15 protein-coding genes and 1 pseudogene are annotated in these 23,937 nt (G+C 42.3%); 10 read left to right on the top strand and 6 right to left on the bottom strand.

The window, feature by feature from the left end:
- Nucleotides 1-402: 402 nt before the first annotated feature.
- The 3 genes from LRS05_RS03690 to LRS05_RS03680 all read left to right on the top strand — a co-directional run bounded on the left by LRS05_RS03690 (nt 403) and on the right by LRS05_RS03680 (nt 12,779).
- Entirely contained in the window at nt 403-5,262 is a 4,860-nt protein-coding gene (locus LRS05_RS03690) for an Ig-like domain-containing protein (protein ID WP_257867084.1), read from the top strand.
- Nucleotides 5,263-5,488: 226 nt separating this feature from the next.
- Complete coding sequence (locus tag LRS05_RS03685) at nt 5,489-8,857, top strand: hypothetical protein (protein WP_257867083.1); 3,369 nt, start codon at nt 5,489-5,491, stop codon at nt 8,855-8,857.
- A gap of 187 nt (nt 8,858-9,044) precedes the next feature.
- On the top strand, nt 9,045-12,779 hold the full coding sequence (locus tag LRS05_RS03680) for a T9SS sorting signal type C domain-containing protein (protein WP_257867082.1): 3,735 nt from the start codon (nt 9,045-9,047) through the stop codon (nt 12,777-12,779).
- Nucleotides 12,780-12,839: 60 nt separating this feature from the next.
- On the opposite strand, the gene LRS05_RS03675 is transcribed toward LRS05_RS03680, so the two are convergent.
- The 4 genes from LRS05_RS03675 to bioD all read right to left on the bottom strand — a co-directional run bounded on the left by LRS05_RS03675 (nt 12,840) and on the right by bioD (nt 16,574).
- The gene (locus LRS05_RS03675) at nt 12,840-13,943 is read right to left on the bottom strand and encodes a beta-ketoacyl synthase N-terminal-like domain-containing protein (protein ID WP_257867081.1); all 1,104 of its coding nucleotides are present in this window, start codon (nt 13,941-13,943) and stop codon (nt 12,840-12,842) included.
- A gap of 99 nt (nt 13,944-14,042) precedes the next feature.
- On the bottom strand, nt 14,043-14,642 hold the full coding sequence (locus LRS05_RS03670) for an SET domain-containing protein (RefSeq protein WP_257867080.1): 600 nt from the start codon (nt 14,640-14,642) through the stop codon (nt 14,043-14,045).
- A 25-nt stretch (nt 14,643-14,667) separates the two neighbouring features.
- Nucleotides 14,668-15,954 carry an adenosylmethionine--8-amino-7-oxononanoate transaminase gene (gene bioA / locus LRS05_RS03665; RefSeq protein ID WP_257867079.1) on the bottom strand — a complete coding sequence of 429 codons (1,287 nt, stop codon included), beginning with the start codon at nt 15,952-15,954 and terminating at the stop codon, nt 14,668-14,670.
- Between the two features lie 2 nt (nt 15,955-15,956).
- Entirely contained in the window at nt 15,957-16,574 is a 618-nt protein-coding gene (gene bioD, locus LRS05_RS03660) for a dethiobiotin synthase (protein WP_257867078.1), read from the bottom strand.
- A 101-nt stretch (nt 16,575-16,675) separates the two neighbouring features.
- Here bioD and LRS05_RS03655 point away from each other — a divergent pair, with 101 nt between their 5' ends.
- The gene (locus LRS05_RS03655) at nt 16,676-17,788 is read left to right on the top strand and encodes an AI-2E family transporter (RefSeq protein ID WP_257867077.1); all 1,113 of its coding nucleotides are present in this window, start codon (nt 16,676-16,678) and stop codon (nt 17,786-17,788) included.
- Here LRS05_RS03655 and LRS05_RS03650 read toward each other — a convergent pair.
- Nucleotides 17,769-18,890, bottom strand: a complete 1,122-nt coding sequence (locus LRS05_RS03650) for an 8-amino-7-oxononanoate synthase (RefSeq protein ID WP_257867076.1) — start codon at nt 18,888-18,890, stop codon at nt 17,769-17,771. The two genes, LRS05_RS03655 and LRS05_RS03650, sit on opposite strands and share 20 nt — an antisense overlap.
- Before the next feature lie 115 nt (nt 18,891-19,005).
- Here LRS05_RS03650 and LRS05_RS03645 point away from each other — a divergent pair, with 115 nt between their 5' ends.
- The 6 genes from LRS05_RS03645 to LRS05_RS03620 all read left to right on the top strand — a co-directional run bounded on the left by LRS05_RS03645 (nt 19,006) and on the right by LRS05_RS03620 (nt 22,783).
- Complete coding sequence (locus LRS05_RS03645) at nt 19,006-19,320, top strand: hypothetical protein (RefSeq protein ID WP_257867075.1); 315 nt, start codon at nt 19,006-19,008, stop codon at nt 19,318-19,320.
- Nucleotides 19,317-19,502, top strand: coding sequence for a DUF2975 domain-containing protein (locus LRS05_RS03640; protein ID WP_257867074.1), 186 nt, complete (start codon nt 19,317-19,319; stop codon nt 19,500-19,502). Before LRS05_RS03645 ends, LRS05_RS03640 begins: the two co-directional genes overlap by 4 nt.
- Before the next feature lie 4 nt (nt 19,503-19,506).
- Nucleotides 19,507-19,710, top strand: a complete 204-nt coding sequence (locus LRS05_RS03635) for a helix-turn-helix transcriptional regulator (protein WP_257867073.1) — start codon at nt 19,507-19,509, stop codon at nt 19,708-19,710.
- Between the two features lie 72 nt (nt 19,711-19,782).
- A complete protein-coding gene (locus tag LRS05_RS03630) occupies nt 19,783-21,204 on the top strand; it encodes an MATE family efflux transporter (RefSeq protein ID WP_257867072.1) in 1,422 nt (473 codons plus the stop codon).
- Nucleotides 21,205-21,231: 27 nt separating this feature from the next.
- Nucleotides 21,232-21,675: a T9SS type A sorting domain-containing protein gene (locus LRS05_RS03625; RefSeq protein ID WP_257867071.1), complete on the top strand. Its 444-nt coding sequence runs from the start codon at nt 21,232-21,234 to the stop codon at nt 21,673-21,675.
- A gap of 1 nt (nt 21,676) precedes the next feature.
- The gene (locus LRS05_RS03620) at nt 21,677-22,783 is read left to right on the top strand and encodes a hypothetical protein (RefSeq protein ID WP_257867070.1); all 1,107 of its coding nucleotides are present in this window, start codon (nt 21,677-21,679) and stop codon (nt 22,781-22,783) included.
- A gap of 23 nt (nt 22,784-22,806) precedes the next feature.
- Here LRS05_RS03620 and dusB read toward each other — a convergent pair.
- Nucleotides 22,807-23,800 (bottom strand): annotated as a pseudogene (dusB, locus tag LRS05_RS03615) (tRNA dihydrouridine synthase DusB).
- Between the last annotated feature and the right edge of the window lie 137 nt (nt 23,801-23,937).

Raw genomic sequence — 23,937 nt, 5'->3', positions numbered from 1 at the left:
CTGCTGGCTATTCGTATCTATTTTTAAGATATTACTATTCAATATTTTAGAAATAAAAAAAATTGCTACTGTCTATACTTTGTCTATTAAAATTTTGTTAAAGTCTAAAATCTTTGTGTTTACTTTGTCACGCTTTCTTGCCCCCGCCTGAAGGCATTTGTTCAATGATTGTTATTTGTAAATTTTATGCAGCTTCTACAAATATTGGCCCCGTAAAGCCTAATTAAGCATGGTACAAAAAACGGAAAACCACCATGTTTGAAGCCAGATTTTTTTCTTTTAAATAAATGTAAAATTTAACAAAAAATTTTTGCCGAGCGTAAGAACATTTGTATTAAATTTGCCCCCGCAACCAAACTTAGTTATGCCCCCATAACTACTTAGAATTTAAATAATTACTAAATGAAAAAAACATTACTAATCCTAATGCTATTGCCTTTGTGCGCCCTTGCACAAAACGCATCTGAACTATTAGTCAGATGGGAAGGCACAAGAATAAGCTGGAGTGCGCCAACCAACGTACCGGTTTATTATTACGGAAATCCAAACGGAACATTATCTGCCCCTGCGGACATATCGGCAACTAATATTTCAGGCCAGAATGTATCGTTTAACCAAAGCGAACAATATACGGGCTTTTTCACAAACAACTGGCCTACAGCCGCTTCTGTTGATTACACTCGTTACATACAGTTAACAATTACAGCCAGTACCGGAAAGAAAATTGAGATGAAACATCTTAAATTTCGTTACGACGGTTATGTAGATGGTTACAAGATAATTTACCAGAAATCGGCAACCGGTTCAGCACCTTCTGATGCAAGTTTTGGCACCACAGGCACTACCCTAAAAACTGCTACAAATGCTACCGCATTAAACAATACCGATATAAACTGTGCATTTGATGCTGGTGTATTTGTAAATGCCGGCGAAACATTGTACGTAAGGATATATGGATATTCTGTTAACCAGTGGAACAATAAATGGTTCCTTAAGCAAGGCAGTTATAATAATGAATCGCCTAATACAGGCAGTACAGGCCCTGCACTTTATGGTGTAGTTTCAGCAATGGGTGGCGTTACCGCAGTTGACAATTCTGTTTCTACATTGCAGAATAACCCTGTAAATATAAATGTACTGGCAAATGACGTAGCTAACGGCACTACTTTTAGCGCCGTGATGATAGATACTGCTCCTTCTGCCTCAATGGGAACTGCTACCGTTCAGGCAAACAAAACCATCACCTTTACACCTGCAAATAACTTCACAGGTTCTGCATCATTTAAATATAAGGTAACAGGCGCTGACGGAAGTTCTGCCACTGCATTTGTATACGTTACTGTAACACCGTTTATTGCCCCTACGGCAGTTAACGATTTTGTTACTACAGGCCAGAACATACCTGTAACTATATCTCCGTTAACAAATGATACTCCGGGAAGCGGCGCCATCACAACCCTTGAGGTAGCAGGGCAGCCTGCAAACGGAACAGCTACAGTTAACGGAAATAACATTGAATATACGCCTGCTTCAACCTTTACCGGCACTAATACAATTACATATAAAATAACCGATACCAACGGAAAATTTGCAACAGCAACAGTTACTGTTACTGTAGAGCCTGTAATTGCAGCATCTGCGGTAAATGATAATGCAACGACTGCTAAAAACACCCCGGTTACAATTTCTGTACTTAATAACGATACTATTGGCAACAGCGCACTTACAGCAATGGTAATAACTACACAAGCTGTAAATGGTACTGCCGTTGTTAACGCTAACAACACAATCACCTATACGCCGGCAAACAATTTTACCGGAAACGATTCTTTTAAATATAAAATCACAAACGCTTACGGCACATCAAGCACCGCAACTGTAAGCATGCAGGTTTTACACCCAACGGCTACCGGAGCGCTTTGCGGAACATATGTAATCAGTGCTGTAACGCAGGCAGATTACCCGCAGTTCAGTACAATTACGGCTGCCGTGGCACATCTTAACCAATATGGCGTTACGTGCCCTGTTACTTTCCTTTTAAAGGATGATGTTTATAACAATGCTTCAGGTGAAGCATTCCCAATCACAATAAACACGGTTAGCGGCTCTACAGCAACAAACACGGTTACATTTAAGCCTGCTCCTTATAAAAATGTACGCATCGAGGCTTTCCGTGATGCTGTTACAGGCGCCTGGACAGCTGTACCGGCAGTATTTAAACTTAACGGAAGCGATAACATCATCTTTGACGGAAGCAACACTGCAAATGGTACTACAAGAAACCTGACGCTGGTAAACTCAAGCTATGTGCAGAATGGCGGCAGCAATGACTATGCAGACCGTACTGTAATATGGATAGCTACACCAAACAACAGCAACGGCTGTGAGAATATTACAGTAAAGTATTGTGCCATAAAACAGACGTATAAAAATACTGCCGATAACTTTTGTGTAGGTATTTATGCAGGTAATGGCGCTGTAAGTGATGCTAACGAAATTACAACCGGCGAAGCATATACTGCCCATAAGAACATCAGGGTTACCGGCAATGATTTTACAAATGTAAAACAAGGCGTGTACATTAACGGTAATGCAGCAAGCCCGTCACAAAACATTTATATTCACCAAAATGACCTGGGGGCTGAAAACAATACTGAAACCATCATCCAGCCATGTGCCATACGCAGTGTAAACGGATTTGAATTTACAGAAAACTTCGTTTACAGGCTTTACAGGGACACTGCTGCTGCGTCACTTGTTTCTTCGGGTATATATGTAAGCGGTAATTCTCAAAATGGCCTTATTGCGAGAAATGAGATAAAAGACCTTACCAAGACGCTTGATGAAGGTATATGGTTTGGAGGAATAGTTCTGGATTCTGATATTAACGGCAACAACAATATTACTGTTGAAAACAACTTCATTCTCAATGTTATTTGTAACAATGCCACTAACTATAAAGGCAATGGCCATGGTATAATTGTAGCTAAAGGTAACGGCTATAACATTTATCATAATACTGTTGTATTAAACGCTTCCCAAACAGGCAGCGGCATAGGCTATTCTGCAGCATTGTATGTTGATTCAGGTTCAGGGCTTGACGTAAGGAACAATATTTTTGTAAATAACCAGACAAATAGCCAGACAAGGAGAACTGCAGTGGCGGTGAGAACCAATAAGCAGGGAATAAACCAGATGTTCACATTCCTTGATTATAACAGCCTGTATTCAACAGATAAGCTTGCATTTGTTGCAGACCAATGGTCTGTAGGAGATATTGAAAGCTGGAACAGCCCGGACTATATCACTACACTTTCAGTTTGGCAGTCACAAACAAATAAAGATGCAAATTCTGTAGTTCATAATCCTGTGTTTGCATCAGCTACAGACCTTCACCTTGCAGAAGGAAACAGCGCCATTGATAATGAAGGTGTGAAAATAAACGCTGTGCCTAAAGATATTGACGGACAGATAAGAAATACTGTAAACCCAACCATAGGAGCAGATGAATATGGTGACGCTGAGGCGCCGGAACCGGGAGCAACAAATGCAGGTATTTACTGCCTTAGCTCTACAACGTATAAAAACGGTGTTTGGAGCAACGGTACCCCGTCAGCTGACAAAGATGTGATCTTTGAGTCTAACTTTACACAGACAGGAGGTACATTATACGCATGCTCTTTGTATGTGAAAGGTAATGCGCAGGTGAATTTCATAAGCCACTCAAACGCGATTGTAACGCATGCTGTAAATGTATCTAATGCAGGTTCGCTTACATTTGAAAGCGGTTGCGCCCTAAGGCAGATTGAAAATACGGCTAACACGGGCAAGGTTACCATAAAAAGAAACAGTTCATTGCTAAAGAGGCTTGACTATACGCTATGGTCATCTCCGGTGAAAAACCAAAAATTAAAAGCTTTTTCGCCACAAACAATGGCAGACCGTTTCTATCAATATAATACCCCAACCGACCAATATGTGGCTATAGACCAAAACATTGTTGCCACTACCAACTTTACTGCTGCAAAAGGATATTTGATACGTATGCCTAACAGCTATAATATTTCAGGCTATAACCAGGGTACTACATCTATCTTATGGCCGGGCGTGTTTACAGGTACACCTCATAACGGTACCGTAAGGATTCCGCTTGTATATGGTAACTACACGAATGGCGCAGCCGATGCCAACGGAACATTAAAACAATATAATGCAATTGGCAACCCATATGCATCACCCATAAATATCACAGATTTCCTTACGGAAAATGCTGATGTGGTGGATGGTACTATATACTTGTGGAGAAAGACAAATGACTATACAAAATCAAGCTACTGGACATGTAATAAGAGTGGCGCTGTTGCCAACTCTGCACCGGGCGGGATAAATGACATGGTAAATTACCCACATGCTATAGATCCTACCGGGCTGTTAAACACTGGGCAGGGCTTTATAGTAAAAGCTTTGGCTCCTAATAAAGAAGTTGTGTTTAAGAACAACATGCGCCGCAGCGAAACATATGACAGCTTCTTCAGGCCGGGCAGTGAAAACCAGGTTGACAATGTTAACATACCTTCAGGTTTGCCAAATTCAAGCCGCCTATGGTTAAACGTTGAAAATAGCACAGGCACTTTTGCGCAGACATTATTAACCTATAGTGATATAGCTACTGCAGCATATGATAACGGGCTTGATGGAGAAGCGCTTCTTGACGGTGGTGTAAGCCTTTACTCTTTAATGCCGGAATACAAGCTTGCAATACAATCACGCCCGGCGTTTACTGATGCTGATGTTGTGCCGCTTGGATTTAAAACTTCTCTTGCAGGTACATTTGAGGTGAAGATATATGAGATGGATGGGCTTTTTGCAGCAGGCCAGTCAGTTTACCTGAAAGACAAATCTACAGGTACAATGCATAACCTGCAGAATGGTAACTATACATTTACCTCTGAAATTGGCACATTTGAAGACCGCTTTGAAATACATTACACTACTGACAGCGCACTGGGTACAGATGTACCTGTAATAGCTGCTAAAGATGTGCTTGTCTATTCAAATGAAAAACAAATTAAAATAAAATCTACAGAAACTATTGCTTCTGTTCAGGTATATGACATACTTGGCAAGCTGGTTTATGAGAAAAGAAATATAGGTGCTGATGAATTTTCTACATCAACACTTGCTACTGCACAACAGGTAATTGTTGTAAAAGTGATGCTTGAGGGCGGACAGGCAGTTTCAAAGAAAATTATGATGAACTAACCTTCATTATAATTATTTAGTAATTTTTTAGTTGGATGTGGCCCCGGAGTTTTTGGTTGAACTCCGGGGTCTTTTTTTGTTTAAACCACACTTTCAAAATAATCGTATGTACGTAAGAATTTTAGTGTTATAGTTTATATCTATTATTTAATACAGAAATAATAGCGTGTAACGAAATGACTTTAAGATTCTTAGATTATTTTTGCCACTGAAAAGCATTCATATTATGAATAAAAACTACCTAACGGCCAACAATTTATTTACATTATTACTTTTAATTTCATTTTTCTTTGCTGAAGCTCAATGCCCGGCAGCAGGTGATCAGGTGACATATGGCAATCAGCAGTGGATTGGATATGTTTACAGCGGAACATCAAGCCCTCCGGCTTCCAACTTCTCTTCAACATATCAGGGGTATATTACCCAGGATGACAGTTTTGAGCTGTTCCCCGGCGGCAATGCACTCAGCGGGCCAAACCTTTGCGGCAGCTATTATGATAATTTTGCTATCCGGTTCAAAATGCAAAAGACATTTGCCGCGGGTTATTATACTTTTTACGTTGGTGCTGATGACGGTTACCGCCTGAGCTTTGACGGCGGCGCTACCTGGGTGGCTGACCTGAGTGACTGGACAGACCACGGCTTCAACACCAAAGCTATTAATCTTTACAGGGATGGCACTTACAATATGGTGCTTGAATATTACGAAAATGGCGGTGAGTCTCGCATAACTTTTAATTTTTATGAGCCCGTTTGTAATTCAACTGCGCCAACTGCTATTAATGGAAACACTACTGTGCTTTGCAATCAGGGTACTACGCTTTATGCTGCGGGCGGTGTTCATGCTATTGGTACTACCTACCAGTGGGGCACGGGTAGTGTGATAGGCGAGAACATTATTGCAGGGCAAACACAGGAAACTATAACCGTATATCCGCTTGTGCCTACAACCTATTGGGTGCGCAGGCATGTTGGCCCACCGTGTGATGAATTTACAGGTGGGGTAACAGTAGATGTAACGGTAGGCGGCACACCCCCGGGAAATCCCGCTGAATTTGGTGATAATATCTGGAATGTCTATGCTTTCAATGGCGTAGCAACCCTTGAGCCTACAGCAAATAATTATTCCGGGTACTATACCCAGAACACGCTGGGCTTTGACACATCAAATGGCACAAACAGCTGGCCACGCAATGGCTCACCGTCAAACTCTGCCGGATGGCAGGGATGCATAGTGAACTTTGACAACTTTTCATTTGTACATAAGCGTAAAGGTTTCCCGTGCGGGCAATACAGCCTGGTAATGAACAATTGGGACGATAATACCCGCATTTACGTTAACGGCCAGCAGGTATGGGAAAACAACGGCTGGAGCGGCGGCGAAGCCAACTCGCCGGTAGGCACATTCAACCTCGACGAAAACTCGACAATTGAAGTTCGCACCCTTGAAGGCGGCGGTGATGCCAATGCTAAACTAACACTAACCCTTGTAACCGGCACAGCACCTACAGGTATAAATGGCAATACAACCATTTGCAGCGGTGCGGAAGCAACACTCACAGCAACAGGCGCAGTGCCGGGAGCCAATGAGGTATACCAATGGGGTACTGGCACAATTGGTGAAAATATATTGCCCGGACTTACATCTGCATCTGTTACGGTAACCCCAACGGAAAATACCCAATATTGGGTAAGGCTACGCAACACATTGTGTGAAAGCACGTATGGTGGTGTTACCCAAACTATAACCACTACGGCAAGCGGGGCCGGTATGCTTTCATCGACATCAGGTTCGGTTTGCCCTGATGCTGTTGTAGCAGATATAACCCTTAGCGGGAATACCGGAAATATAGTGAAATGGCAAAGCGCTAATGATATAGCTTTTGTAAGCGGCGTGACTGACATTGCCACTACTGCAACTAAGCTAACCTCAGCAGAAACAGGTATCTTAAACGCTACCAAATATTTCAGGGCAATTGTAGATGGCGGAGCATGCGGCAATGTGGCGACACCGTCATTTACAGTCATAGTAAAACAGCCCGTAATATATGACGGAACCTGGAGTGCTATGCCGGATGAAACAACTACGGTACAAATAAATGCCAGCCTGACACTAACTGAAGATATGGACTTTTGTGCCTGCCAGATAAACGGCACTGCCGAACTTATAGTTCCTGAAGAGAAAAACTTATCAGTAAGAGGGCGTATTACAGTAGGTGAAAATGCAAAGCTTATAGTAAGGAATAACGGTACCCTTATCCAGAAAGATATTGTTGAGAATTGGGGAGAAGCAACCGTTTACCGCAACAGCTCAAAGATACGCAGGCTTGATTATACAATGTGGTCGTCACCTGTGTCAGGGCAGCCGTTGCGCAGTTTTTCTCCGGCAACATTTTCAACCCGTTTTTACAGGTACAACACGCCAACCGACCAGTATATGCTTGCCGACACTACAAGCACTATGGCAACAGGCATGGGCTATCTTATACGTACACCGAATACCCACCCTGTTACGCCTACCGTTTATGCCGGTATGTTTACAGGCGTTCCGCATAATGGAGACATAAGTTATACACTAAGCTATAATTCAAGCAAGCCTAATTCATATAATGCTGTGGGCAACCCTTACCCCTCACCTATTGATATTGCGGCATTTATAGATGAAAACGAAGATGCCATTCACGGTACGTTATACGTTTGGCGGAAAGCAAATGACTCTGTTACATCAACATATGGTGTTATTACTAAATTCGGTTACGCGGCAAATACCGCAGCAGGAGGCACTAATGAATATGCTATTGACCCCAACGGAAAACTAAACATAGGCCAGGGCTTTCTTGTAAATGCAAAAGCAGCCACTAACCTGTTGTTTACAAACAGTATGCGTATTGGCAACAGCACGAACCAATTTTTCAGGCAGGCGCCAAACAGTAATTTATCACGCTTTAAGTTAAACATCACCGGCGGCAATAACTTTGCGCAAACCGTGGCCGGATATACGCCACAGGCAACATCAGGCTATGATAACGGCCTGGATGGCATCTTCTTCCCGAATGGAACACTAAATATCTACACTCTGTCACAAAATCATCAACTGGCTATACAGGCTAAAGGTGAATTCAATGTAGATGATGTGATTCCGGTTGGATATAAATCATCTGTGGCCGGTACATTTACTATAAAACTGGACCAGCCTGAAGGAATTTTTGCGCAGGGGCAAAGTATTTATCTTAAAGACAAAATGCTTAACATAGTACACAACCTTTCGGCTTCAGCTTATTCATTTACAACAGCTTCAGGCACATTTAATGACAGGTTCGAACTATTATATACAGACAGTGCACTTGGCAATCCGGATTTTTCAGCCCAAGCCAATGTAATCGTATTCAGCCATGACAAAAAAATCATGGTAAACGCATCAGAAGAGATAACTTCAATTAAGATATATGATCTTGCGGGAAGGCTTATACATGCTAAAAATGATCTTAACAATAAAACCTACACTACGGAAGGATTAAGCGTTGAAGCTAAAATAGTGATTGTAAAAGCTGAGATGGCAGATGGTATGGTGATATCGAAAAAAGTAATACTCTAATATAATTGTAACCCTTAATTAATTCCCGCAAAAATAATTGCGGGAATTTTTATTATAGGCAAATCCTATTCTATTATAATTGATCCTTATCATTTAAAACTCTTATAGTTACATAAATAAGAAGTGTTAAGCTTTCCTTAAAATGATTATATGCAGGCATACATTTGCAGCATCAATAGTCACAATAATGAAAAAATTACTACTTCTTCTGACCGTATTTTTACCAACGCTGGTAATCGCACAAACTGACCTTGCCCGTTGGGATGGTATTGTTAACTGGCAGCCATCAACTGTACCAACGTTTTTAGCAAACTATGTTGCAGCAGATAACATAACTGCAAGTACCAACGTGAACCTTGACACAAACTGGAATGGCTTTGAAACCTCAAACTGGGGTGGCGCCAATGATGCCGTTAATTACACTAAGTATTACCAAATGAGCGTAAGGCCAACATCCGGTGCATCAATGACGGTAACAAAAATCAGGTTTAAGTACCAGGGCGAATATAGGAAGTTTGAAGTTCGCTATGCCAAAAACGCTGAGTTTACAGGATCGGTATCGCTTGGTACAACAAACCCTGCTCAGTTTTATAATACACCTACCCAAAGAGACCTTAATGTAAACATCCCTGTTCTTGCCGGTGAGCGCCTTTACATCAGGATATATGTATTTGATAAGGTAGGAGGTAATACATGGAGGATATTGCATTCAAACGGCGGGCATATACCACCGACAATTGTGGGTACGGTAACTGCACCACAGCCGTTATCAGGCACGTATACCATAGGCCAAAGCCTGAACAACAGTTATAAGACCATTACTGAAGCCGTTGCTGCACTTAATGCACTTGGTGTACAGGGCCCTGTAAAATTCCTTCTGAATGATTCTGACTACAATAATACACTTGGTGAAGTATTCCCTATCACTATCAACCAATTTGCAGGTACCAGCGCAACCAACACAGTAACCTTCAAGCCTAATAATGGCGTAACAGCACGCATTGATGCTTACAACGCAAACGGAACGGTGCCTGTACCGGCAGTATTCAAGATTAACGGCGCCGATAACATCATCATAGACGGAAGCAATGCGGCAAACGGCACAACACGTGACCTGACGATAGATAATAACAGCCAGCTTAATAACGCTAGCCGCTCGGTGATATGGTTGGTAAGCCCTTCAGCTACAAACGCTCCTGAAAATGTAACCATTAAAAATACCTTCATCCAGCAGAGTTACGTGAATGGCGACAGCTTCCAGGCGATGGGTGTATATGCAGGCGCTGATAGCGCTGCGGGCAGCGGATTGACTGTGGGAGCAGCAGCTTCAAAACTTAAAAATCTTACTATATCAAACATTGATTTCCTTAACGTGAAAGAAGGTGTGTACATCCTTGACAACAACGCCACTTCGTCTGCGCTTCAAAACGTGATTATTGAGAAGAGCGACTTTGGCGGCAGCACGATAGCTGACCGTATGATTACTGCCATTTATCTTTCAAACCTTAACGGATTTACCGTAAACAAAAACATCATATCAAACATATACCGTACACACAACAGTGGTGCGCTTGCCTTCGCAGGCATCCAGATAGCAGGAAATTCAACTAACGGGACTATCTCTGCCAATGATATCTCTAAAGTTGAAAAGACTGTAGCAAACGGTGTGGGCATAGCAGGTATCAACCTTTCATCTACAGCATCAAACACAAACATAACTGTTGTAAACAACTTTGTACTTGATGTAGTTGGCCCGGGTAACGGCGGCGAAAACCAGAATGGTTTCGGTATCGGTATCTTCAGCGGAAGCGGTTATAAACTGTACCACAATACAGTAAGGCTTACAAAAAGCCAAATTGCTGACGCCGGTATATCTGCTGCGCTTTTCATCGAAAACAATGTTACTAACATCGACGTACGGAACAACATCTTTGTAAACAGGCAGCCACAAAATTCACGCAGGTTTGCCATATATGTTGCAACAGCCGGGCAGAATACATTTGCCCAGCTTAATAATAACAACTACAATAGTATAGACGTGATGGGAAGCATCGGCTCTTTCTACACTACTGCAAACATGAAGACTTTTGCACAATGGAAAACTGCTACCGGCAAAGACGGAAACTCTACAACTATAAACCCTGTGTTCGTATCTGCAACTGATTCACACATTGCACAGTTCAACGCTGTTAACTTCGCAATAAGCAACACCGGCCAGGCACTAAACATTGCTAATGACATTGACGGTGATGTAAGGAATATAACAACTCCGGATGTAGGTGCTGATGAATTTGGAAATACCGATTGTGCAAATAGCACTACATACAACGCTGACGGTACATGGAGCAATGGCTATCCTGATGACACTAAAGCAGTAATCATAAACGGAACATTTACTCCGGCAAATGATATATATGCATGCTCACTTACAGTAACCGCTACAGGCTCTATGACAATGCCATGCGCTAAAAACCTGTTCGTGATAAATAAAATCACAGTAGAGCAAGGGGGTGTACTTGTAATGGAGAACAATAGTGACCTGCTACAGGTAAACACTATAGCTAACAGCGGAAACATCACTGTAAAGCGTAACAGCTCTAAGCTTAAGAAACTTGACTATACACTTTGGTCATCGCCGGTAACAGGAACACAGACACTGCTTCAGTTCTCGCCGCTAACGCTTACAAACCGTTTTTATACTTATAATGTTCTAACTAATACTTACATAAGCGTACCTCCGGCTACAACAACTTTTGAAAAGGCAAAAGGCTACCTTATACGCACCCCTGATAACCACCCTACAACTGTTGCAACAGTATTTAATGGTGTGTTTACAGGCACACCAACAAACGGTACGGTAACATTCCCGCTGGTGTATGAAAACGATTCTAAATCATACAATGCTGTTGGTAACCCTTACCCGTCGCCAATAAACGTGAGTGAATTTATTGATGCAAACATCAACAATATTGAAGGCACGCTATGGTTCTGGAGAAAAACAAATGACCCTACAAAGTCAAGCTACACAACACTTACCAAGTTTGCTTATGTGGCAAATGCAGCGCCGGGCGGAGAAAATGACTTTGCGGTTGACCCTAACGGAATCATGAACACAGGACAAGGCTTTATAGTAAAAGCTAAGAATGCAGGAAATATAGTATTTACAAACAAAATGCGTAAGGCAAACAGCTCTAACCAGTTCTTCAGAAATGTACAGGGCGCTGAAGAAAGCTCAGAACCTGCACAGGCTTCAAGAATGTGGATAAACGTAAGCAATGAAACAGGTGCCTTCAGCCAGACAGTGGTAGGCTATACTGCAGACGCTACAAACGGAATAGACAATGGTATTGACGGGCGTTCTCTGGTTGATGGTGGTGTAAATCTTTACAGTGTGGTAGGTACAGACCTGCTTGCAATACAAGGCCGTGCTGAATTTGTAAACACAGATATTGCTCCGCTTGGATTTAAGACAAATGCTACCGGTACATTTACATTCGCGATAGACCATGCTGATGGTATATTTATTGACGGCCAGCAAGTGTTCCTTAAGGATAATGTGACAGGTACGCTACACAACCTTACTAACGGAGCTTACACTTTTACCAGCGAGATTGGAACTTTCAACGAGCGTTTTGAGCTTAGGTATGCTGCTGATGGCGCTCTTGGAACTGACACTCCTGCAGTTACTCCACAAGACGTGATAGTTTACCAAAAAGATAAGCAGGTTGCAATAACGTCTCCCGTAGCTTTAACTGAAGTTGTAGTGTATGACCTTCTTGGTAAAGTGATCTCTTACAGCAAAAATGTGAACGCGACAGAATTTACAACAACAAATCTTAACATTTCAAACCAGGTTGTGATTGTAAAAGCTACAACTGATAACGGACAGGCTGTAACTAAAAAAGTAATTATAAAACAATAAAGATAAGTTGGTGATTTGATTATTGGTTGAAAGGCCCCGGAGCACGCTCTGGGGCTTTTCTTATTTTGTAATCAACAATGATACCGCGTTACCACCAAATCCGACTGCGTTTACCAAAATCTTTTTCAGTGATGCAGGCTTTGTGTGAGGCTCACCTGAAAAGGGCAGGCCAATAAAAGTCTGGTGCTGTAGCATAAGCACACCAAGCTCTACGGATAAGATTCCCGATGTGCCGAAAGTGTGCCCGGTTTTCCATTTGTTTGTGGTTAACTGCGGAAGATTGGCTCCAAAGATTTTTTGGATAGCTGTAAACTCGGCGTTATCGCCTTTAATCGTCCCGGGTGCGTGCATAACAATAGCATCAATTTCATGTAACGGTGTATCTCCAATTGCCATCTTCATTGACTTTTGCAAGCATTCCGCTTCTGCAGAAAGAGATACGCCGTGCGAGAGTAATTCGGTGGCATACCCGTATCCGCTGATGTACGCCAGTGCATTTTCAGCCTTACCCACTTCAATGCATGTAATACCTGCGCCTTCACCAAGCACTAGTGTGTTTTTTGTTTTGGATAAGTCGCCTGCCCTGTTAGGATATTCATCTCCTCCTGAAGAATAAATTTTCATGGCCTTCATTTGTGCGATGGTGAAGGGCGTGAGTGGCGCCTCGCTGCCCCCGGCAAGGAATTTATCTGCCATGCCTGCATTAAGCCATGCAATACCGTTTAAAATGGCGTGTAGCGATGTTGAGCACGTAATGCTATGTGAGATGTCCGGGCCTGAGCTATTAAGGTCGTGCGCCACCCATGATGATATATTGCCTAAAGTTGTAGCAGGTGAAGTATGTACGTTGGTTTTACCGGTTGAAATAAACTCGCTATGATTGTTTTCAAAGAGGCCTGTCGCGCCGCGTGATGAGCCTATATTAATCCCGAATGTTGAATCATTTCCCCAGCCTGCTTGCTCAATAGCTTTCCGTGAAGCTAGGATAGCATACAGTACAGAATCATCAAGATGGATATATTTATGCTCAGAGTGTTTTAAAGCTTCAACTTCATGCTTTAGATTTTCAGATAATGCAGCCACAGAAACGGCCTGCCCCCCCCATCTCCATATCATGTATATTTGTTTCAGGGTTGAGATAGCTTTGCCAGACAGCAGTACCATCAGCCCCGAGTGATGATAATGTTGAAACAGAAAGTATAGATATGGTTTTAGCCACGGTTTAGCGCATTTCCTGCAAAAATAGCAATAAAAAAACCGCAATCAGCGGTTTACTTTTTCACGGTTGAAATAGCAACTTTTGATAGAGCGGAGCTCACTCTCTCCCCTTATCACTCTGCTGAATTCATTCCAGGTTTTCTCGGTTATGAATTTTTGAAGGGGCTGGCTTACGGCAGCAATATTTTGCAGGTTCTGCTTAATCAGGTCATCCCACATTTCGTGATATTTCAAAATATCATCAGGGTAAACCACTTTACGGTCTGTACCCTCATCTTCTGCTTCAAAAGGGTCGCTCACGTTAAGGTAGCCATAGTCATCAGTAAGCTGCTCGCCCGGTTGTATATCGCGGATGGCAATTTCAAAATCATAAGCCGTACTCATACAGCTTGGGTTAAAACTGTGGTTTACCTGCCGGGCATGGTCCCAGCACAGCACGCTCTCGCCTTTGCTGTTGGTAAAGCAGTAGGTTTCGAGATACGTACGCACATTTGGATTGAGCTTCTCAATATCTGCTTCGGTAAAGATTCTGTCAAGATCGTCCTGTACCCAGGTTATGGTGCCTTTCGGGATAAATTTTTTGGCAACCACGCCATAGCCCACAACATCGTTTATAAATCGGACCTCGGTATCAGGGTGTATCATTAGTAACGTATTAACAGAAACTAATTTACATTATTTTTTCAAGTGCCTCTTCCACCACTTCATAAATATATGTTAATTCCTGCTCACTAATTATATAGGGTGGAAGGACGTAAATTGTATTCCCTACCGGCCTCATTATAATACCTTTCTCTATGAAAAAATTATAAAGCCTGTTTCTAAAGTTTCCGTAATAGCTTTCTACACTATCCCTTTTCACATCAAACGCCAAGATTACTCCACAAACTCGCGGATTAGCTACACGTCGATGTCTTTTAATCTTCTCCAAAAATTGATGATGCCGATTGTTTATTCGTGCTATATTTTCCTGCATTTCAACTGATTCCAACAAATCAAGTCCTGCCAGTGCCGCAGCACAGCCGGTTGGGTTTCCGGTAAAAGTATGCCCATGAAACAGGGCTTTGTTCACATCATCATCATAAAAACCATCAAATAATTCCTGAGTAAATGTTGTGATTGCCATAGGTATAGTGCCTGCTGTCAGCGCTTTAGACAAGCATATCATATCGGGTTGCTGCGTGAGGTAGTTGCATGCGAAGTTTTTTCCTGTCTTTCCAAAGCCTGTCATAACCTCATCAGCAACAGTGAAAATGTTATTATCCCGGCAAATTGCTATTAGTTCATCAAGCGGTGCTGCATCATACATCACCATTCCTGCTGCGCCTTGCACCAAAGGCTCGAAAATGAATGCGGCATATTCACCGGTAGCTGCAAGCGTTTTTAAGGCAGCGATGCTCTCTTCCTCTTTGCCGAAAACCGGTACCGGAATCCGTTCTACTTCAATTAGCGAGCCTCTGAAAGCTTCGGTAAAAAATGAAATGCCGCTGGCTGCCATTGCTGCAAAAGTGTCTCCGTGAAAGGCATTTTCAAACGCAAGAATTTTGGAGCGTTTTTCACCTTTATTGTAGAAGTATTGCAACGCAACCTTTATAGCAATTTCAACAGCTGTTGAACCATTGTCTGAGAAAAACAGTTTTTTTTGGTTATCAGGTAAAAGCGGCAAAAGTCTTTCTGCCAATAGTATCGCAGGTTCGTGAGTAAAGCCGCCGAAAAGCACATGCTCCAGCGTTGTTAGCTGTTTGTATATTGCGTCCGCTATGTATTTATTGCTGTGTCCGTAAGGGTTTACCCACCATGAGGCAATAGCATCAATATACTCTTTGCCGTTCTCGTCCCACACTTTTGCACCTTCAGCCTTCGTAATGGCTATGTGTGACGGTGCAGTCTTATGCTGGGTGTATGGATGCCACAAGCAGCTGGCATCGCGTTGTGCCAATGTTTTATCGGTTGACATATTTATAATCCTAAAAGCTTCTCTAGAAATTTATCTGCGTAGTACTTTACTACATTTGCATCAAAATAAGGCTCGTTTTCAATTCTGCCTATCATCGGGATACCTGTTTTCTTAAGAATGATTTCTTCAGTTGAAGAATTTTCATCACCATTAAAGATAATCCCTGAAATAGTAATGCCCCTATTTTTCATTACCTCGCAGGTAAGCAGCGTATGGTTAATGCTGCCCAGGTAATGCCTTGAAACAATTATTACCTTGTAGTCGGGCTGAATAAGGTTAGCTATTGTATCAGTATCATTCAGCGGTACAAGAAGTCCGCCAGCTCCCTCCACTACGAGGTGATTATCAGTTTCAGGTTCTGTTATTTTATTAATATCAATAATTATATTATCAAGCATTGCCGAAAGATGCGGGCTGGCAGGGGTCATTAGTTTGTATGCCGATGGATGAATAATTGTCTGCCGGTTACTTATATAGCGTTCAATCTTATGGCTGTCTGAATTTTCAAGGTCTCCTGCCTGTACGGGTTTCCAGTAATCTGCCTCTAAAGCTTCAGTTATAATTGCTGAGGCCACCGTCTTTCCAACGTCTGTTCCTATACCTGTTACAAAAATTTTCATACGGCAAATGTACCGTATAATTTAATAAAATATTGGCAGTGCGAGGTTTCAACAATTCATAAATTTGATAACCTGACTATTAATTTAACACGATTATACTGATGGATACTTTACGTGTGCCGGGTTATATTAAAACCGTATATATTGCGCTGCTGATTATCATAATTGTGTTTTTCATGATAATGGCAAAAGGCCTCCTTGTACCATTACTGATTGCAGGCTATATCGCTATGCTTCTTACTTCTACCTGCAACATGCTGGAAAGACGAAAAATTCCGCGCTCTATCAGTGCGTTTATAGTTTTGTCGCTTTTCCTGATATTTATCCTTGGTATTTTTGCATTGATTTACATACAGGTAAGAGTTTTCGCTGCCGATTTGGGCGACGAGCTCAGCACCAAACTCAACAGTTTTATTATTCAGGCTAACGCCTGGTGTTTGGAAGCTTTCGGGTTTGACCTGGGTATGCGAAATGGTTTTGAGGTAAGTAAAGCGGTAGAAATTGTACAGCCTGAAAATACATCAACTACAAGCCTTATCTTTTCCACTATCAGTACGCTTTCAGACATTATACTATTACCTGTTTTCATTTTCTTCCTGCTCATTTACCGCGACCACCTGGCAGTATTTATAACCAAAGTTTTCAGGAAGGAAAATAACACCATGCTACTTGACAAGATGAAGTCTCTCCGCCAGATTGTACATCGCTATATTGTAGGCGCAAGTAAAGTGATGTTCATTCTTGCCATTGTAAATACGGGAGTTCTCTTTGCGCTGGGTATTGAGCATGCCATATTTTTTGGAGTGCTGGCCGGTATGCTCAACATCATACCATATCTTGGCCCCTCACTTGGGGCCATACTTCCTTTTCTGTTTGCGCTGATAACAAAAGACAGCCTGTTTTACCCAATTGCTGTTTTAGTGGCATTTACATTTATACAATTGCTTGAAGGCACATTTCTAACCCCGAAAATTACCGGCGGTACAGTAAACCTAAATGCTTTGGTTACATTTATCGGGCTACTGATTGGCGGTGCAATATGGGGCATTGCGGGCATGATTCTAATAATACCTACAATAGCTATACTTAAGAAACTATTTGAGCTTAGCCCTGATACGCAGCCTTACGCTTACCTGTTTGGGGAAGAAGACAGCAACTGGTTTAAACGGCGCAAACGGCGGAGTGAAATCCCTACTACTGAAGATGAAGCATAAGCTGTTTGATAACAGCTTCAATCTCGCTGTGAGTATTGTAACTGTGCAGGCAAAAGCGAAGCCTCTCCTGCCCCGAAGGAACTGTCGGCGCCAGTATAGCCCGCACATCAAAACCTTGTTCCTGCAGATTTGCTGCTAAATTTCGCACTCGCTCATTACCCGGTATTACAGCACAATGTATGGCTGACTCACTGCTGATGAAATACTTGCCGAGATCGCTCTCTTTAAGCAATTTTTTGAAGTTTGATATATTACTGAAAAGCGAGCTTCTGTTTGTGTCTGCTTCTCTTTGCAGATAATCGTAACTTGCAATGATCGTGGCAACAGAATGTGGCGGCAATGCTGTGGTGTAAATAAAACTCCTTGCAAAATTTACCAAATAGTCTTTAAGCGCGACGCTTCCAAACACCGCTGCACCATGGCAGCCCAGCGCCTTACCAAAAGTAACAATCCTGGCAAAACAATCTGAATTTGTTGCCAGGCCGCTGCCAAAAACTCCTACTGCGTGGGCTTCATCAACCACCAGTCTGCATTTGAGCTCACTACACAATCCTGCCATTTCAGCCAGATTTGGCGAATCGCCATCCATTGAGAAAACAGACTCTGTAACGATATAGATCTCAACCGCCGATTCTCTGAATTTTTGCAAAAGACTTTTAAGGCTTTCTACAGAGTTATGCTTGAATTTATAGGCTCTGGCATTGCCAAGCCGCATACCGTCGCGTATGGAGGCGTGTATAAATTCATCATACAGCACAATATCATTTTTTTGCGGGACACTGCTGAAAAACCCAATATTGGCATCATATCCTGAATTGAAGATAAGCGCGGTTTCAGAGTCATGATACTTTGCAATCAATTGCTCCGCATCAGAGTAAAGCGGGTGGTTCCCACTAATTAGGCGTGAACCTGTGGCGCCATTGTAAGGATATTGCGCTAAAACTGAAACAGCATTTGCAGCGATGGTATTATTGCGTGAAAACCCCAGATAATCATTTGAAGAAAAATCTACCAGGCTGCTATATGCAGGCAGTATTCTGAATGCTGATGCATCCTTCCGTGCCTGAAGTTTTTTAGCTAATGATTCCGGGAAATTTTGCATGCTTAAAATTAATCAACATGACAATCATTGAAACAATAAAATAATATCGTTTTCTAATAATAGCATACCGTTTATCAATAATTATTATATTTGCTAAAATCTAAATCAATTCATTATGCAAAAATTACCGCTACTCAAAAATCTTACTACAGTACTGCTTCTTTGTACCGGCGCGTTTGTAGCCTTTGCAATTCCGTTTTTTTTTATGGCGATATTTATGCCTGATAAAATCCCCTTTAAAGTAAATGACAATATAGTTACTGACTTTGCAATAGAAGATTACATTCTGCTTGCTTGTAATATTCTGGCTGTAGCATTTTACGCATACGCGCTTTACTTATTTAAAGATGTACTAACTGCATTTTCTAAAAGAGACTGTTTGCAAACGAGGTCATCAGGAATCTTGACCAGGCCGGTAAAGCAGTATTGATAGGATTTGCGATATATGTGGTGCCTGAGTTTTTATATACTTCTATTTTTGAAAGCAGCTTTTCTATTTCACTTGGTTTTGATTCTCTGTTTACACCGATGGTTGGGCTATTCCTTATTGTGCTAAGTGAAGTTTTCCTTACTGCAAAAAGCCTGAAAGAAGAGAATGACTTAACTGTTTAGCACTATGCCAATAATAATAAACCTTGACGTAATGCTTGCAAAACGGAAAATGCGCAGCAATGAACTTGCTGAAAAAGTAGGCATTACAACAGCAAACCTCTCAATCCTGAAAACCGGTAAGGCAAAAGCCATTCGATTCTCAACACTCGAAGCCATTTGCGAAGCGCTTGAATGCCAGCCGGGTGACATAATGGAATTTGTCAGCTAATAAATTTTATGAATTGTTTAGGCATATAGACTTTCATATATATTTGCATTGATTAATGCTGCACCAACACCAATGACAATTACACATAAAACAGACAGATTTTCACGCTTTACTAACCTGCTGAAGCAATCATTAAAGGGCGAAAATATAGATTTTACAACGATCTCTATCAGGCGTGCAGTATTGCTGCTGGCCATCCCGATGATGCTCGAGATGATGATGGAGTCCGTATTCGCTTTGGTTGACCTGTATTTTGTAGGCCATCTTAAAAACAGCAGCTTTGCCGTACAGACAGTTGGGTTAACCGAGTCTGTGCTTTCAATCATTTATTCCGTAGCCATTGGTATGAGTATGGCTGCCACAGCAGTAGTGGCCCGCCGCGTTGGCGAAAAAGACCCTGATGCCGCCTCACGCGCCGGTATGCAGGCTATAGTGATAGCGCTGATAATCAACATACCTATTGCAATCTTGGGGATAATATTCGCGAAAGACATTTTGCTGCTAATGGGCTCATCTGAAGCATCTGCAGAATATGGGCAAACTTTTATGAAGATACAAATGGGCAGCAGCTTTGTCATTATGATGCTGTTCCTGTTCAATGGTGTTTTCCGCGGGGCGGGCAATGCTGCTATTGCCATGCGCAGCCTCTGGATTGCCAATATTTTTAATATAATACTGTGCCCGCTGCTAATTTTAGGCTGGGGCCCTATACCGGCATTTGGCCTTACGGGGGCAGCCATAGCAACCGCATTAGGCCGCAGCACAGGCGTTATTTATCAGCTGTACAACTTATTCAAAGGCAAAGGTATTTTAAAGGTTGCAGCCTCATATTTTGTGCCCGACTTTGACCAGATTAAAGCAATAATCAAAGTTGCAGCCCCGGGTATAATGCAGTTTGTTATTGCATCGTGCAGCTGGATTTTCCTTGCGGAACTTGTAGCAACCACAGGTGGTGATGAAGGTTCGGCCGGCTACCAGAGCGCCATACGGATTATGATGTTTTTTATGTTACCCGCGTGGGGGCTTAGCGGCGCGGCAGCTACACTTGTTGGGCAGCATCTCGGCGCAAAAATGACAGAGCGCGCAGAGCGTTCGGTATTTGTAACAGCAAAATTCAATGTGATATACATGGGCAGCATTATGGTTATATGCCTGCTGGCGGCCGACCCAATGATGTGGTTCTTCACTAATAATGCAGATGTTCATGACATTGCCGTTGAGGCGATACGCATATTGAGCGCAGGCTATATTTTTTACGGAATCGGCATGGTGCTACTGAACGCCTTTAACGGCGCAGGAGACACACGCACACCTACGTGGGTTAATTTCTTTGGGTTCTGGACGTTCCAGATACCACTGGCCTACCTTCTCGCAAAATACTATAATTTTGGGCCAACAGGTGTTTTTATAGCGATACCAGCAGCAGAAACATTAATGACAATAGCTGCTGTAATTTTATTCAGGCGCGGGCGCTGGAAGAAAACCACTGTTTAATATTGATAACATCATGCTTTATCCTTTATGAAGAAAATCATCTTTTTATTTCTTATTGCAACATCAGGCGTCTTTGCACAAAATGCAGGAGGGCTTAATGCGTCGGCGCTATCCCCTGCAGGGCATGCATATGTGGTTGGTGAAATTTATGTAATCCCTCAAAACCCAAATCATACATCGGCCGGAACTGTGGCGATAGCATCACAAATACTTTTCAGTACGCTGGGCACGAATGATTATATTGTTTCGGGTGATGTAAAGTACTATCCAAATCCCACAAAAGACTTTGTAACAATTGAGCTGCCGGAAAGCGTAGATTTGAGCAAAGCAGAGCTTTATGACCTTAAGGGTGCAAAGGCACAATTTCATGTAACATCAAACACTGTAAACATCACAACACTGCCGGCAGGAATTTACATTCTCACTTTTCCTGACACTAAAATAAAATCAATAAAAATTGTAAAAAATTAACATGAAAAAGATATACCTATATTTTGCACTAGTTTTTGCAACAACACTTTTTGCACAGATACCGCAAGGTTTCAGCTATCAGGCTGTAGCACTTAACAGCAATGGTACAGCCGTTGCATCAGCACCTGTAAATGTAAGGCTGAGCATACTTGATAACAGCGCTATGGGAACGGCTGTGTATACCGAAACCCACAACCCTACAACAAATAGTATGGGACTGTATACCCTTACAATCGGCCAGGGTGTAGCGGTTACCGGTACTTTTTCTCAAATTAACTGGGGGCAGAATTCAAAATTTATAAAGGTTGAAATTGACATTAATAATGGCACAGATTATACAACTGTAGGAACTTCGCAGCTACTTTCGGTACCATATGCCATGATTGCGGGAAGTATTGCTCCAGAATCAAGCCCAAAATCAGTTTCACTTGATAACGGCTCTGCAGCAATACTTACCAGCACAGGTGTACATGTATTTGCACCTTCACATACAGGTGGCAGTACATCATCGGAAGCTGGCTGGAAATCACAAACTATTTCCGGGAATCCGCTAGCAATTATTGGTAGTAAATATTCTGTTGGTGCACTTACATCTACGCATGCTTATGTATTTGGGCCGGCATACTCAGGCGGAAATTCCTCTTCACAAAATAGTTGGAAAAGTAAAGCCTTAACCGGCACCCCATTAAAAATAACAGGCACAAACGGCGTTATAGGTATTGTTACATCATCTACAGCATATGCTTACGGGCCATCATACATGGGCGGCAGCACATCTTCTCAGAATATGTGGGCAACAAAAACGTTATCAGGCGAAGTGATAGATATTGTCTCAGCAAACGGGTATATAGGTGTGCTTACAACAACAAATGCTTACGTTTTTGCACCGGCATACGCGGGTGGCAGTTCTTCTTCTGAAACCATGTGGCATACCCAGCCGCTAACGGGAACTCCTTTACGCATCATGGCGGTAAATGGTATGGTGCTGGTACAAACCACAACCCGTGGCTATGCTTTCGGCGCATCTTTTCCCGGAGGTTCTGTTCCGTCAGAAAATAATTGGTTTACTAAAACTATTACAGGTACGCCTTTCGGCATCACAGAATAAAAAACCGGCAGCTGCCGGTTTTTTTATGCGTGTTTGTAATCTGCAAATTTTTCTAATACCTCGTCCATTACCGCATATACATCATCGGCGGCATCATGCGTTACCATGCGCTGGCGGTATTCTTTAAAATTAGGGATTCCTTTAAAATAATTTGTGTAATGGCGGCGGGTTTCAAAAACACCCACACGCTCACCTTTCCATTCAATAGACCATTTAAGGTGGTTGCGGGCTGCCTCTACCCTGTCTTCAATAGTTGGGGCAGGCAAATGTTGGCCTGTTTCAAAAAAGTGCTTAATCTCATTAAATATCCATGGGTAACCTATGGCAGCACGGCCTATCATAATACCGTCAAGCCCGTACCTGTTTTTATAGTCAAGCGCCTTCTCAGGACTGTCTATATCGCCATTCCCGAAAATTGGTATATGTATGCGCGGGTTGTTCTTTACCCGGGCAATGTTGGACCAGTCGGCTTCGCCTTTGTACATCTGTGCACGTGTGCGGCCATGTATTGTAAGTGCTTTTATGCCTACATCCTGCAGCCTTTCGGCAACTTCATCAATATTTATGGAATCTTCATCCCAGCCCAGGCGGGTCTTTACCGTTACCGGGAGGTTTGTACTGTTTACCACTGCTTTGGTAAGGCGCACCATAAGGTCAATATCTTTAAGCACGCCTGCACCGGCGCCTTTGCATACCACTTTTTTTACCGGGCAGCCAAAGTTGATGTCTAGAAGATCGGGGTTTACAGTTTCCACAATACGGGCGCTCATGGCCATAGCCTCTTCATCTCCGCCAAAGATCTGTATGCCCACAGGCCTCTCATAATCAAAAATATCGAGCTTCTGGCGGCTTTTTATCGCATCGCGTATAAGGCCTTCGCTTGATATAAACTCACTGAACATAAGGTCTGCACCATGCGTTTTGCACAACCTGCGGAAAGGGGGGGTCGCTTACATCTTCCATTGGGGCGAGCAGCAGCGGAAAATCAGGTAGCTCTATATTGCCAATCTTCACCATCATAAATAATTTGCCGCAAAAATACTGCAAATTGCTGACAATCAAAACTGATTGCATATTTGGTATTATTTTGCATTTCATCGTCAAAATTACTGCAGACGTCGAAATTAAAATATCAGAGATGAAATTTTGAAAAT

It is taken from the genome of Flavobacterium sp. J372, assembly GCF_024699965.1.
In the GTDB taxonomy this organism is placed as follows: Bacteria; Bacteroidota; Bacteroidia; order Flavobacteriales; family Flavobacteriaceae; genus Flavobacterium.
Note: the sequence above shows the minus strand (reverse complement) of the source record. Positions and strands in the feature narration are given on the sequence as shown.